We start from the raw sequence: 13,183 nt of genomic DNA, 5'->3' as shown, positions 1-13,183 counted from the left end.
TCTGATGACAGGATTTCTCAACGCTGTTGAGAAAGCAGGGAACAAATTACCCGAACCCGCATTAATCTTTTTCTATTTTTTACTGGTCGTCATGGCGATGTCGGCGGTGCTTTCCACCGTTGATTTTGATGTCGTCAATCCTGTGACCAATGAAGCGGTCAGAATTAATAACCTGCTTTCGGCACAGGCGTTAACCGTCACTCTTTCCTCAATGGTGACCACGTTTACCACCTTTGCTCCGCTGGGGATCGTGCTGGTGGCGATGTTAGGTGTGGGCGTGGCAGAGAGTTCAGGCTTTATTAATACCGGCCTGAAAAAAATGCTGCGCGTGACGCCGAAGAAACTGTTAACTCCAATGATTATTTTCGTCGCGATGTTCAGCCACGTTGCAGCGGATGCAGGCTACGTGCTGGTTATTCCATTGGGCGCGATTATCTTTATGTCTGCCGGTCGCCACCCGTTAGCGGGTATTGCGGCGGCATTTGCCGGGGTTTCTGGCGGCTTTGCGGCCAACATGGTGCCAACCGGTAACGATGCGTTGCTGCAAGGTTTTACCCAAACTGCCGCGCAGCTGTTGGACGGGACTTATACCGTCAACACATTGTGTAACCTGTTCTTCGGCATCGGTTCGACGGTGATGATTACCCTGGTTGGCTGGTGGGTGACTGAACGAATTGTTGAGCCACGCGTGTCTAAACTGGAGATCGACGGCGATTATCAACATAACGAAGATATGAGCAGCTACACCGCTGCGGAAAGCCGTGGTTTTAAAGTGGCAGGCCTGGTGATGCTTCTGGGGCTGGCAGGTCTTGCGGCGCTGGCATGGCCTGAAACGTCCTTGCTGCGTAGCCCGACGGATGGCTCGCTGACCAGCTATGGCGCGCCAATCATGAAGTCCATTGTGCCATTGATTTTCCTGATCTTTATCATCCCAGGTATTGTCTACGGCTTTGTCGCCGGAACCTTTAGCCGCGGCAAAGATGTCATCGACGCGATGAACCAATCCATGAGCAAAATGGGTTCGTACATGGTGATGGCTTTCTTCTGCGCCATGTTTATCAAAGCATTTGGTGATTCCAACATCGGTACGCTGATTGCCCTGGCGGGTGCGGACGTGCTGAAAACCATGGCGCTGCCGGGCGAAGCGACCATTATCGGTATGATTCTGCTGACAGCAGTGGTGAACATTCTGATTGGTTCGGCTTCGGCGAAATGGGCGCTGTTGTCGCCAATCATGGTGCCAATGCTGATGGCGGTTGGGATTTCCCCGGAACTGACGCAGGCTGCGTTCCGTATCGGTGATTCCACCACCAACATTATTACGCCGCTGATGGTGTTCTTCCCGCTGGTGGTGGTGTATTGCCAGCGCTATGTGAAATCAACCGGTGTGGGTACGCTGGTGTCGATGATGATGCCTTACTCGGTCATCTTCTTTATCTGCTGGAGCATCTTCCTGCTGGTGTGGTGGGCTGTGGGTCTGCCGCTGGGTGTGAACGCGCCGTATACCTACCCGATTTCGTAGCACCGGTGGATGACGCTGTGCTTATCCACCCTACAATTGACGTTTTGTAGGTCGGGCAAGCGCAGCGTCCCCCGACAAATTTGCTAAATTTTAAGACTCTGTAATATGTCACACCGCTGTTTAACCGCCTGATGCAACAACCGCACCGTGGTGGACAGCTGTTTGCGATGCGGGCAAATCATATTCAGCGGCACGCTATCACCCTGATACTGCGGCAGAATAATCTTCAGGCGACCTTCGCTGACATCCTCACTGACATCCAGCCAGGATTTATAAGCAATCCCTTCGCCCGCGACCGCCAGGCGGCGAATCACTTCGGCATCGTCGCTCATCATGGCGCTTTTCACGGCTACATGATGCGTATCGCCATCCAGACTTAACGTCCATTTGTCATATACTCGTCCGCGAAGTGCATAGGTTAGCGCATCGTGATGGGACAGTTCGCTGATGGTTTTGGGTTCGCCACAGCGGGCAATATAGGCCGGTGAGGCGACAACAACCCGCTGATTATGCGGTGCCAGGGGAAGTGACACGTACGACGCGTCATCGTTGTTGCCATAGCGGAAGGCGACATCCACCGGGTCTTTAAACACATCGGTGATTTGATCGGAGAACAGAATTTTCAGATGCAGTGCTGGGTGCTCGCGACGAAACGCCTGAAAAACGCTCAGTAACATGTTGCGCCCGAGGTCAGATGGCACCGCTATTTGCAGCACGCCACGCACTTCATCGCTTGCCGGTTGGATTTGCTCAAGTCCGCTTTCCAGGGTTTGCAGCGCGCTAATGGCATATGGCAACCAGGTTTCGCCTTCGGGTGTGAGCCGCAGGCTGCGGGTCGAACGGGCAAATAAACGGATATTCAGCGTTTGCTCGAGGCGCTTTATGGCAGTGCTGACCTGTGCGGGTTGCAATCCTGCCTCACGCGCGGTGTCGCTAAAACTGTTTAAAGCGGCGGCCCTGACAAACAAAGTGAGGTCTTCCAACCTGAGCATTTTAACTCTCCGAGTATAAGTGTTGTTTTCAAAGGGCTATTTTTCACCTGCGGCACACCTTGTACCATGAGTTCATTCACTCGCTGAACTCTTAATTCTCTGGAGCACACCATGAAAGCTATTGCTATTACTCAAGCCGCGCAGGCGGGCACTAATCTGGAATTTCTGGCTGAGATCACTTTACCGACACCTGTCGCCACAGGCCACGATTTGCTGGTGGAAGTGAAAGCAATTTCCGTAAACCCGGTTGATACCAAAGTCCGCGCCGGTTTTAAAGCTGACCAGCCGCGTATTTTAGGCTGGGATGCGGTCGGCGTGGTGGTGGCAACCGGCGAAAAAGTTTCGCTGTTTAAGCCGGGTGATGAAATCTGGTATGCAGGTTCGCTGACTCGCCCCGGGAGCAACAGCGAATTCCAACTGGTGGATGAACGCATCGCCGCGCTGAAACCAAAATCCATTGATAACGCTTCCGCTGCGGCAATGCCGTTAACGGCGATCACCGCCTGGGAAATGCTGTTTGACCGCCTGGGTGTGAAAGAGCAGGGCAACGAAAACGATGTGTTGCTGATTGTTGGCGCGGCGGGTGGCGTGGGTTCTATTCTCACGCAGCTGGCTCGCAAGCTCACCAATATTACGGTTATCGGCACCGCATCACGTCCGCAAAGCCAGAAATGGGTGTCCGATTTGGGCGCGCATCATGTTATCGACCACAGCAAACCACTGACGGAAGAACTGGCGCGGATTGGCGTGAAGCACGTGACTCACGTTGCCAGCCTGAACCAGACCGATAAACATTACGCGCAGCTGATAGAAGCCCTGGCTCCGCAAGGCAAACTGGCACTGATTGATGACCCGGAAACCCTGGATGCGCGTCCGTTGAAAGTGAAAAGCATTTCACTGCACTGGGAATTTATGTTCACTCGATCCATGTTTGAAACCAGCGACATGATTGAGCAGCACCGTCTATTGACCCGCGTGGCTGACCTGATTGACCAGAAAGTGTTGCAGACGACGCTTGGCGAGCATTTCGGCACGATTAATGCCGCCAACTTGCGCCGCGCCCATGAATTAATTGAAACCAATCGTGCGGTCGGTAAAATCGTCCTCGAAGGCTTCTAATTACATAAAAATCATAGAGAAATAATCATGGATATTATTAAGGCAGCAGCATCCCGTTACTCGACTAAAGCGTTTGATGCCGACAAAAAAATTAGCGAAGAAAACATTGAGAAAGTGAAAGATTTGCTGCGTCTCAGCCCATCCAGCACTAACTCGCAGCCGTGGCATTTTATTCTGGCAAGCACGCCGGAAGCGAAAGCGCGTATTGCCAAAGCGACGTCCGGTTTTTATGTTTTCAATGAGCGCAAAGTGCTTGATGCTTCACATGTGGTGGTGTTCTGCGCGAAAACGGCTATTGATGAAGCGCACCTGTCTAAATTGTTGGACCAGGAAAATGCCGATGGCCGTTTTGCCAGCCAGCAGGCGATGGAAGGGCAGCACAAAGGCCGTTCTTACTTTGTGAATATGCACCGCTTTGATTACAAAGACGCGCAGCACTGGATGGAAAAGCAGGTTTACCTGAACGTTGGCAACTTCTTGCTGGGTGTTTCCACGCTGAATATTGACGCCGTGCCAATCGAAGGCTTCGACGCGCGTATTCTGGATGAAGAATTTGGCCTGCGCGAAAAAGGCTTCACCAGCCTGGTTATCGTGCCAATTGGCTATCGCAGCGTGGAAGACTTTAACGCGTCACTGCCAAAATCGCGTCTTGAGTTCAGCGAAATTTTAACGGAGTGCTAAAAATGAGTAATAACACGCTGTCGATTATTGCAGTGCTGAAAGCCAAAACCGGGCAACGCGACAATCTGAAATCTGCTTTACAGGCGCTGATAGTTCCGACGCGCAAAGAAGACGGTTGTCTGGATTACGCTTTGTTCCAGTTACAGGAAACGCCGGATGTGTTTTACGTGCGCGAGTCCTGGAAAGGGCAGGAAGCGCTGGATGCGCATATCGCATTGCCGCATTTTCAGGCGTTTGTGGAGCAGATGGATTCCCTGCTGGCCGAACCCTTACAGCTCATTCGTTTGACTGCGGTTGAGCCATAAGCCCTGAGCGTTTTCTCTGTAAATTGAGCCACTAAACCGAGGCCGCCACAGTATCTGTGACGGCCTTTTTTCTAGTTTTTCGTGCGAGCCACCCACGCCTGAAAGAAATCAATAAACACGCGGACTTTCTCAGGCACATGGCGAGTATTGGGGTAAAGCGCATAGATGCTCTGGCGAGGAAACTGGTGTTGATTCAGTACCGCCTGTAACTGACCCGAGGCGATAGCCGGGCGCACCAGCCACTCGGGTAAGAGGGCGACACCTGCACCGGCAAGGGCAAAGGCCAGCAGCGCGGATGCGCTATCCGCGACGATATTTGGCGGTTTTTCCACATCAAATAGTATCGCCTGCCGCTGCGGGGTTGTGACTTGCCAGCTAAGGGGCGAAGCCAGTCGGCTGTGTGCCAGCCATGTGGCTTGCGCCAACTGAGCCAGGTTTTCTATGGGGTGTCCGGCCAGGTAAGCAGGGGCGGCAACGGGTAAGATCGCGAAGCTATCGACAGGTGCGGCGCGATGATTTGAATCCGCAAGCTGGCCCAGGCGGATAGCCACATCGAATCGTTCCGCTATCAAATCCGCATGATACGAAGAAGAAACGTGCTGGATGCGCAGTTGCGGATGTTCACGCGAAAAGGCCGCAAGTGCAGGCACCACCACCTGCGAGCCATATTCCGGTGTGCTGGTAATACGCAAAACGCCGCTCAATCCCTGGTGATCGCGCTGCACATCGTCCAGCAGATTTTGAGCTTCCTCAAGCAGATGCTGGCAACGGGGATAAAAACGCTCTCCCGCGTCAGTCAGCGAGAGCCGCCGGGTACTGCGCACCAACAGCGATACGCCTGATTCCGCCTCAAGCTGTTTGATGTTAAAACTCACTACCGCTTTGGTCAGGCCCAGCGCGTTAGCCGCTGCGGTAAAACTCCCGGCCTTCACCACGGCGACAAATATGGTTAACCGTTGCAGATTCAGCACAATAATCCTCGTCACTGTCAAAAATATTTTGACAGTGTAACGCCTGCCAGACGATTTATCCCCATCTTCCCTACCGCTACACTCCGTCGCCTCTAGCCGGAGGTTTTATGCGTTATCGCACCAAAGTTGCCATTGTTTATCTGCTGGGCTTTTTCGTTGATTTGATCAACATGTTTATCGCCAACGTCGCGTACCCGGCGATCGGGCGCGGGCTTGGGGCATCTGTCAGCGAGCTTTCCTGGGTCAGTAACGCCTATATTTTAGGGCTGACGCTGGTGATTCCGCTGAGTGCCTGGCTCGCGCAGCGCCTCGGTGGGCGCAACGTTTTGCTGCTTTCGCTGAGTTCATTCTTGCTGGCCACCCTTGGCGCGGGTATGGCGCACTCTATCGAGCAACTGATTGGCTGGCGGCTATTGCAGGGTCTGGGCGGCGGGCTGCTGATCCCGGTTGGGCAGACGCTAACCTACCAGCTTTATCGCAGCCATGAACGCGCCGCATTATCGGCAGCGATCATGTTAGTGGGCCTGTTAGCTCCGGCGCTGTCGCCTGCGATGGGGGGGGTGATTGTCGATTCACTCAGCTGGCGCTGGGTTTTCTTCGCTAATCTGCCGCTTGCTTTCATTGCGCTGCTGCTGGCGGCAGTCTGGCTACAAAAAGAACCCCGCACCACGCAGCCCACCGCGCTGGATTTTATCGGCCTGATTAGCGGCTGCGGTGCGCTGATGTGTACTTTACTCGGCTTCACGATGCTGGCTGAAAACGGCCAGATGTTGAAGGGCATCTTGCTGCTGTTATGCGCGATAACGCTATTCGCGGGGTTTGTGCGCCATAGCCTGCGTCATCCGCAACCGCTGATTAATGTGCGTCTGGTGAAGGAGCCGTTATTACGCAGCGCCATGATGATTTATCAGTGTATTCCGGGGATGTTTATTGGCGTTAGCCTGATAGCGACACTCTGGCTGCAAACCCAACTTAACCTGAGCGCGACACGAGTCGGCAGCCTGATGGTGCCCTGGTCGATGGCTTCATTAATGGCGATAACGTTCACCGGAAAACAGTTCAACCGTTTTGGCCCACGCCCGATGCTGATAACGGGTTGTCTGCTGCAAGGGCTGGGTATTCTGGCGTTGACCCAGGTTCACAGCGCGGAACAATATCCCCTTTTGCTGGCGGCATTTGCCGTGATGGGGTTCGGTGGCAGCCTGTGCAGCAGCACCGCGCAAAGTTGCGCCTTTTTACAGGTGGCAAATGAGCAACTCGCCCAGGCCAGCACCCTGTGGAATATCAACCGCCAACTGAGCTTTTGTATGGGCATATCGGTATTGAGCCTGATGCTTAATACTTTGCTGGAAACGCTTCCTTCCGCAACGGCTTATCAATGGTGTTTTTATCTGGCGGCGGTCAGCACATTAATTCCTGCGCTGCTTTGTCTGCGCATCGCTAACGGCGCTATTTTGCGTCAACTCAAGGCTCAAAAGGAGAGAAGATGAATCGCTACATTCAGGAAGTGATCGAGGCTCACGTCGCAATCGAAAACTGGCTTGGCAAAGGAGAAGGGGACGTACAGGCGCTGCTGGCACGCTTTTCGCCGGTATTTACCATGGTCACTCCCGGCGGCAAAACACTGAATTTTGACTCACTGAGTGCATTCTTTCAGGCCCAGCCAGCCGCAAAACCTGGATTAAAAATTTCACTGGATGAGATAACGGTGATTGCCGAGTGGCCAGGTGGTGCGGTGGTCAGCTATAGCGAGGGGCAAAGTTTACCGGGGCAAGAAAACACGCTGCGCCATTCCACCGTAATATTCAGCAATGCGGGTTCTGACCTGCTCTGGTTACGCCTGCACGAAACCGCAGCGGCCTGAAGTTTGGGTTAACTTTCAATGTGTTCAGCGCGAGGTGACTGGCTCGCGCAATACTCACCTTGTTGCACATAACCGATATGGTCGGCCATTAGCTGGGCTTCGTGTTCGCTGTGCGTGACCAGCAGCGCGGTTTGCCCCGCGTCCCGCAGAATATCACGCACCTCACCGCCGAGGCGCTCACGTGTTTGCTTATCAAGGCTTGAAAACGGTTCATCCAGCAGCAGAATTTCGGGATGAGGTGCCAGTGCTCGCGCCAGCGCGATACGCTGCTGTTGCCCGCCGGAAAGCTCATGGGGATAACGGCTGGCATGGCTATGTAACTCCACCATTCGCAGCAGTTCCGTCACCCTCGCGTTCTGCTGTTCACGCGGGAGACGGCGCAGGCCAAACGCCACGTTTTGCTGGGCAGTCAGATGCGGGAATAAGGCATATTCCTGAAATACCATGCCGACGTGACGCTTTTCCGGGGGCAGATGAACCTCCGGCCCGGCGACACGTTTTTGTGATACATAAATCTCACCGCTTTGCAGCCGTTCAAAACCGGCAACCGCGCGCAATACCGTGGTTTTCCCGCAGCCTGACGCGCCCAATAAGCAGGCGAGTTCGCCCTTGCGCACCGACATCGAAAATCCTTTCAACACGTGTTGCTGGCTGTTGCTGTAAGCAACGTGAACATCCTGCAGACGTAATGCAATTTCTGACATAAATCACTCCTCTAACCCTGGCGAGTCATCTGGTGGCGCACCAGCAAAATAACCGGCAATGTGCCCGCGAGAACAATCATCAAGGCGGCGATAGCCCCTTCTTCGTAGGTGCCGCGCGCGGCTTCGGCGTACAGCAGCGTCGCCAGCGTCTCAAAATTTACCGGACGCAAAAGCAGGGTCGTTGGCAGCTCTTTCATCGCATCGGCGAAGACTAACAGCGCACTGCTGACCAGCGCCGGACGCAATAACGGCAGGTGAATACGGGCGAAGGTGCCAGTGCCATTTTCGCCCAACAAACGCGAAGCCTGCTCAAGGGAAGGGGGAATACGGCTCAGGCCGGAATCCAGCGCGCCGATGGCGATGGCCTGGAAACGCATCGCGCAGCAGATAACTAACAAGATCCCGGCAGACATCAGCGGCAGACCGCGAATCTCCAGTAAATCGGCCAGCCATCTGTCTACAGCCATAGCGGGAGTCAGAAAACCAATCGCGAGGATGGTGCCAGGCACGGCGTAGCCTAAAGAGGCAAGGCGCATCACACCGCGGCGAAACCCGGACATCGAGTTATCGGCGGCACTGTGGCGCGCACTCCACGCCACCAGCAAACTGACACAAACCACCACCAGCGTGGTTCCCGCAGCCAGCGATAACGTGTTTTGTAAGGCCGATAGCAACGCAGGTGAGAGCGCATTTTCTTCACCCAAACGTTTTGCACTTTCCCATGCTAAAAATATCACCGGGGCCAAAAATCCCAGGATTACCGGCAGCGCGATAACGCCGCCAAGCAGCCAGCCACGCCAGCCGTGTACGCGTGTGGGCTGAATTTCACGCAGGCTGCGGCTGCTGAATCCCTGCTTTTTACGCCCATAAAATTCCAGCGTCAGGATGCAGAAGATAAACATCAGCATCATGCAGGCGATTTGGGCGGCAGAAGCGAGATCTGAGCGCGAAATCCAGGTGGTGTAGACCGTGACGGTGAGGGTTTGTACACCGAGAAACTCAGATGCGCCAATATCGTTAAGGGTTTCCAGAAGCGCAAGGCTAATGCCCACAGCCAGCGCCGGGCGGGCCATGGGAAGTGCCACGCGAAAGAACGTGCCCGCCGCGCTACAACCCAATGTTCGTGCGGCTTCCAGCAAATGTGCAGGCTGGCTGATGAACATGGCGCGGGTCGTGAGGTAGACGTAAGGATAGAGCACCAGCCCCAGCAAAATAATCGCGCCTGGCAGCGAGCGTAAATCAGGAAGACGGAACTGGCGCGGGCTGTCGAACCCCAGCACAAAGCGAATGAAGGTTTGCAGCGGGCCTATCGGGTGTAAGAGATCGAGCCATGCGAATGCCACAATGTAAGTGGGCATTGCCAGCGGAAGCAGCAGCGCCCAACTGAGTATTTTGCGTCCGGGGAAATCCCACGCGGTGACGGCCCACGCGCTGCCAACACCAATCACTCCCACGATGACGGCGATACCTGCCAGCAACAGCACGGTATTTTTCAGCACCGAAGGCAGAACAAAAGTGATGAGATTGTCCCAGTGCGAGAAATCAGCCAGCGTTGCTTGCCAGATAAGCGCTACAACAGGCGTGAGTACGCCAAGCGCAACACATAACGCACCAAGATGCAGCGGGGTTAATAATGACTGCGGCCCGGAAAACAGGCCGCGTAACGTCGGAAGACGAAGTGATTTATTGATCGAATCCAACTTTATCTACCAGCAGACTCGCTTGTTTACGGTGTTTAACAATCTCGGTTAATGGAATTTTATCAACGTCGATTTCGCCAATGACATTGCTGATGACCGGGTCAAGCGCGACACCTTTCAGAACCGGATATTCATAGTTCGCTTTGGCATATTGTTGCTGAGCGGGTTCGGAGACCAGGTATTCCATTAACTTCACGGCATCTGCTTTGTTAGGGGCAAACTTAGCCACTGCGGCACCGCTGATGTTGACGTGCGTGCCGCCTTGTTCGAAGGTCGGTTTCACGACTTTAATGGCATCGCCCCATTTACGTGCATCGGTGCCTTCTTTGGCATTTTTCATATGGCCGATGTAGTAGGAATTCGCCAGGCCAATATCACAAATGCCGCCGAGGATATCGCGTGCAACATCGCGGTCGCCGCCGGTGGCTTTGCGTGCCAGATTGGCTTTGACGCCACGCAACCATTCTTCGGTTTTTGCTTCGCCGTGGTGTGCAATCATCGCGGCAATCAGCGCGGTGTTATACGGATGCTGACCGGAACGGATACACACTTTCCCTTTGTATTCCGGGCTGGAAAGTTGTTCGTAATGCCAGTTATCAATCGGCAGCGATTTTTCGGCGTACAGCACGCGGGCACGCATAGAAAGTGCAAACCACTGGTTATCTTCGCCACGCAGGTTGGCCGGGATAGCTTTTGTCAGTATTTCCGACTGCACGGGTTGTGTAACGCCCGCTTCAACTAAATCGATAAGATTGCCTGCATCTACGGTCATCAGCAGGTCGGCAGGGGAGTTTTTGCCTTCCGCTTTTACACGCTCGAGCATGCCATCCTTGATGTAAACCGTGTTCACTTTGACACCACTGGTTTGCGTCCAGGTGTCCAGCAATGGCTGAATCAGGCCCGGTTCACGAGTGGTGTAAACAGTCAGAGGATCTTGTGCGAAAGCCGGCAGGCTGACGGATAAAACCACAGCCGATGCAAGCGTGATACGGCGCAGTCCGGTGCGAGGCAGAGCATTCATCGTTTTATATCCCAGAGTGGTTGGAACGTCGTTGGTGTCCCGTCAGGAAGAGTTCTTGCGGGCAGGCGCACGATAAATGATAACTACTAGCATTTACAATAATCGCTAAGTGCAAATAATTCACATTTACACAACTTTAACCAACGATGTGATGCCGAACGCGGTGAGGGAAAATAGAGGGTTGGCGGGGAAATAGAAAGCAAAAAGCCCGCTTAGTTTCCTAAGCGGGCTTCTTAAATTTGGCTCCTCTGACTGGACTCGAACCAGTGACATACGGATTAACAGTCCGCCGTTCTACCGACTGAACTACAGAGGAATCGGTTAACGGGGCGCATAGTAACGAGCGCTCGTCAGGTTGTCAAAGGCTGTTTAGAGGAAAATTGTTTGATTGCTGGTTTAATCAACAAATAGAAGAAAAGAGCCGCAATGTGCGGCTCTTTATACGGGTGACAAACCTCTCCGTAGGTTGGAGAAGCGGTAGCGTCATCCGACAAAACCCGTTGATCAGTCGGGTTTATGCACGTTGAGTTCTGACCGGCGCGGTCGCTTCAATCAGCCACGGACGGGCATCACCTGAAACCAGCGGCGACAAGATTTCACGTACCTGCTGGTGGTAATCATCAAGCCAGGCGATGTCTTGTTCGCTCAACAGCGATATTTCAACCGCGCTCAGATCGATTGGGATCAACGTCAGAGAAGCAAATTTGCAGAAGCCTGGCTGCGAGGCAACGATTTCAACCTGGTTTTCAACTCGCATACCGTGGCTGCCTTCCAGATAGTAACCCGGTTCGATGGTCTGGATAACGCCCGGCAACAACGGCCACGGGTTCACTTTCTTCGCCAGACGGTGCGGGGCTTCATGGATAAACAGGCAATGACCCACGCCGTGGCCAGTGCCGTGGTCGTAGTCCAGACCCATTTCCCACAATGGACGGCGCGCGAAAGCGTCCAACTGGTGGCCTTGTGTACCTTGCGGGAATTGCAGTGAAATCAGCGCCAGGAAGCCTCTCAATACCGCGGTGTAATGCAGGCGGCGCTGGGCGTCGACTTGCCCAAAGTTCAGGGTGCGTGTGGCATCGGTGGTGCCGTTGAAATACTGGCCGCCAGAATCGTTCAGGTAGAACGCTTTGGTGGTTATTGCCATGTTGGTTTCTGGTGCGGAATGATAGTGACACATGGCGGCGTTGTGGGCCGCAGCAGAAATAGTGCTGAAGCTTTGCTCGCGGAAGTTGTCGCACTGCTGGCGGAAGGCGAGTTGTTTTTCCTGCGCTTCGAGTTCAGTGACCGGGTTGCCCGCCGCTTCACGCAGTGGCACTTCGTGGCTGAGCCAGGCCAGGAAGTTCACCCATGCCACGCCATCTTCAATGTGACACGCGCGGTAACCTTCCAGTTCGGCGCTGTTTTTATTCGCTTTTACCAGCGTAATAGGATCGGGTTGCCAGACTATCTCACCGCCGCCCGCTTCTACGGCAATGCGCACTGCGACAGGCGCAGTGTCACCGTCAAGCGAGAAACGTTTACCTGCGGCAAGTTGCTGGCAACGGGCCAGGAAAGAGTCATGATGTTGTAGACTGACCGAGTTCAGCAGGGTGCTGTCAAGCTGATGCAGTTTTGCATCGTCGACGAACCATTCGATTTCACCATCGTTTTTCAGCAGAGCAAAAGACTGCGCAACCGGGTTCATGGCAACGTCGGAACCGCGCACGTTGAGCAACCAGGCAATATTGTCCAGCAGGGTGATGGCAAGATAGTCGACGCCTTTTTCTTTGAGCAAAGCCGCCATGCGTGCACGTTTAGCAGCGCTTGGTTCACCACTGATCTCATCTGGCATTTGGGTCACAACGCCGCGAGGTGCTGCCGGGCGATCGGCCCAGATGGTATTGAGCGGGTCGTCATTGACGGCAACCAGGTCGCAACCGCTGGTGCGCAGGCTTTCGTACTGGCTGTTGACCATCAGCAGCGGCTCAAACGCGATGCGTTTACCGGCGGGTAAGTTGTCACGCAGCCACAGATGAAGTGGTTCGTCGTGCAAATGATGGATTTCAAACTCTTCAAGGTTCACTTGCTGACGCGCCTGAACCTGATAACGCCCGTCAACGAACAGCAGCGCGCGGTCAGCCAGAATCAGCGCCAGACCTGCTGAACCGTCAAAGTTGCTGATAAATTCCAGTTTGTTGTCATTTGGTGAGCAGTCTTCACTTTGATGCGCATCCGCTCGCGGAATGATCATGCCATCGAGGTCGCGTTCTTTGAGCAGTTTGCGTAGGGCATGCAGAGATGATGTTGGTTGCATTCTTATGTTCT

General features: G+C 54.0%; 12 protein-coding genes and 1 tRNA gene. 6 read left to right on the top strand and 7 right to left on the bottom strand.

Features of this window, described 5'->3' with window-relative positions:
• Nucleotides 1-4 precede the first annotated feature (4 nt).
• Entirely contained in the window at nt 5-1,522 is a 1,518-nt protein-coding gene (locus GBAG_RS12360; protein ID WP_034496429.1) for an AbgT family transporter, read from the top strand.
• 83 nt (nt 1,523-1,605) lie between these two features.
• On the opposite strand, the gene GBAG_RS12355 is transcribed toward GBAG_RS12360, so the two are convergent.
• Nucleotides 1,606-2,514 (bottom strand): LysR family transcriptional regulator, encoded by a 909-nt coding sequence (locus tag GBAG_RS12355; RefSeq protein ID WP_034496427.1) that lies wholly within the window; start codon nt 2,512-2,514, stop codon nt 1,606-1,608.
• Between the two features lie 111 nt (nt 2,515-2,625).
• On the opposite strand from GBAG_RS12355, the gene GBAG_RS12350 reads away from it, so the two are divergent.
• Genes GBAG_RS12350 through GBAG_RS12340 form a run of 3 tightly spaced genes read left to right on the top strand, consistent with a single transcriptional unit; the run spans nt 2,626 to nt 4,619 of the window.
• Complete coding sequence (locus GBAG_RS12350; protein ID WP_034496425.1) at nt 2,626-3,633, top strand: zinc-binding alcohol dehydrogenase family protein; 1,008 nt, start codon at nt 2,626-2,628, stop codon at nt 3,631-3,633.
• 27 nt (nt 3,634-3,660) lie between these two features.
• Nucleotides 3,661-4,314, top strand: a complete 654-nt coding sequence (gene nfsB / locus GBAG_RS12345; protein WP_034496424.1) for an oxygen-insensitive NAD(P)H nitroreductase — start codon at nt 3,661-3,663, stop codon at nt 4,312-4,314.
• Nucleotides 4,315-4,316: 2 nt separating this feature from the next.
• The gene (locus GBAG_RS12340) at nt 4,317-4,619 is read left to right on the top strand and encodes a putative quinol monooxygenase (protein ID WP_034496423.1); all 303 of its coding nucleotides are present in this window, start codon (nt 4,317-4,319) and stop codon (nt 4,617-4,619) included.
• A gap of 71 nt (nt 4,620-4,690) precedes the next feature.
• On the opposite strand, the gene GBAG_RS12335 is transcribed toward GBAG_RS12340, so the two are convergent.
• Nucleotides 4,691-5,590: a LysR family transcriptional regulator gene (locus GBAG_RS12335; protein WP_034496422.1), complete on the bottom strand. Its 900-nt coding sequence runs from the start codon at nt 5,588-5,590 to the stop codon at nt 4,691-4,693.
• 107 nt (nt 5,591-5,697) lie between these two features.
• Between GBAG_RS12335 and GBAG_RS12330 the strand changes: the two genes are divergently transcribed.
• Nucleotides 5,698-7,080 (top strand): MFS transporter, encoded by a 1,383-nt coding sequence (locus GBAG_RS12330; protein WP_034496421.1) that lies wholly within the window; start codon nt 5,698-5,700, stop codon nt 7,078-7,080.
• Nucleotides 7,077-7,454, top strand: a complete 378-nt coding sequence (locus GBAG_RS12325; RefSeq protein ID WP_034496420.1) for a DUF4440 domain-containing protein — start codon at nt 7,077-7,079, stop codon at nt 7,452-7,454. The genes GBAG_RS12330 and GBAG_RS12325 overlap by 4 nt, the downstream gene beginning before the upstream one ends.
• 8 nt (nt 7,455-7,462) lie before the next feature.
• Here the strand turns inward: GBAG_RS12325 and GBAG_RS12320 are convergent, their stop codons facing one another.
• The 5 genes from GBAG_RS12320 to GBAG_RS12300 form a co-directional block, all read right to left on the bottom strand.
• Entirely contained in the window at nt 7,463-8,158 is a 696-nt protein-coding gene (locus GBAG_RS12320) for an ABC transporter ATP-binding protein (RefSeq protein WP_034496418.1), read from the bottom strand.
• Nucleotides 8,159-8,169: 11 nt separating this feature from the next.
• Nucleotides 8,170-9,858, bottom strand: coding sequence for an ABC transporter permease (locus GBAG_RS12315; protein WP_034496417.1), 1,689 nt, complete (start codon nt 9,856-9,858; stop codon nt 8,170-8,172).
• A complete protein-coding gene (locus GBAG_RS12310; protein WP_034496415.1) occupies nt 9,842-10,879 on the bottom strand; it encodes an extracellular solute-binding protein in 1,038 nt (345 codons plus the stop codon). Before GBAG_RS12310 ends, GBAG_RS12315 begins: the two co-directional genes overlap by 17 nt.
• Before the next feature lie 240 nt (nt 10,880-11,119).
• Nucleotides 11,120-11,195: transfer RNA gene (locus GBAG_RS12305), tRNA-Asn, on the bottom strand.
• 198 nt (nt 11,196-11,393) lie between these two features.
• The gene (locus GBAG_RS12300; protein ID WP_034496413.1) at nt 11,394-13,172 is read right to left on the bottom strand and encodes an aminopeptidase P family protein; all 1,779 of its coding nucleotides are present in this window, start codon (nt 13,170-13,172) and stop codon (nt 11,394-11,396) included.
• Nucleotides 13,173-13,183: the final 11 nt, after the last annotated feature.

The sequence above is a fragment of the Buttiauxella agrestis ATCC 33320 genome, assembly GCF_000735355.1.
Taxonomy (GTDB): domain Bacteria; phylum Pseudomonadota; class Gammaproteobacteria; order Enterobacterales; family Enterobacteriaceae; genus Buttiauxella; species Buttiauxella agrestis.
The sequence above is the reverse complement of the archived record's forward strand: the minus strand, read 5'-3'. Positions and strand labels throughout refer to the sequence as shown.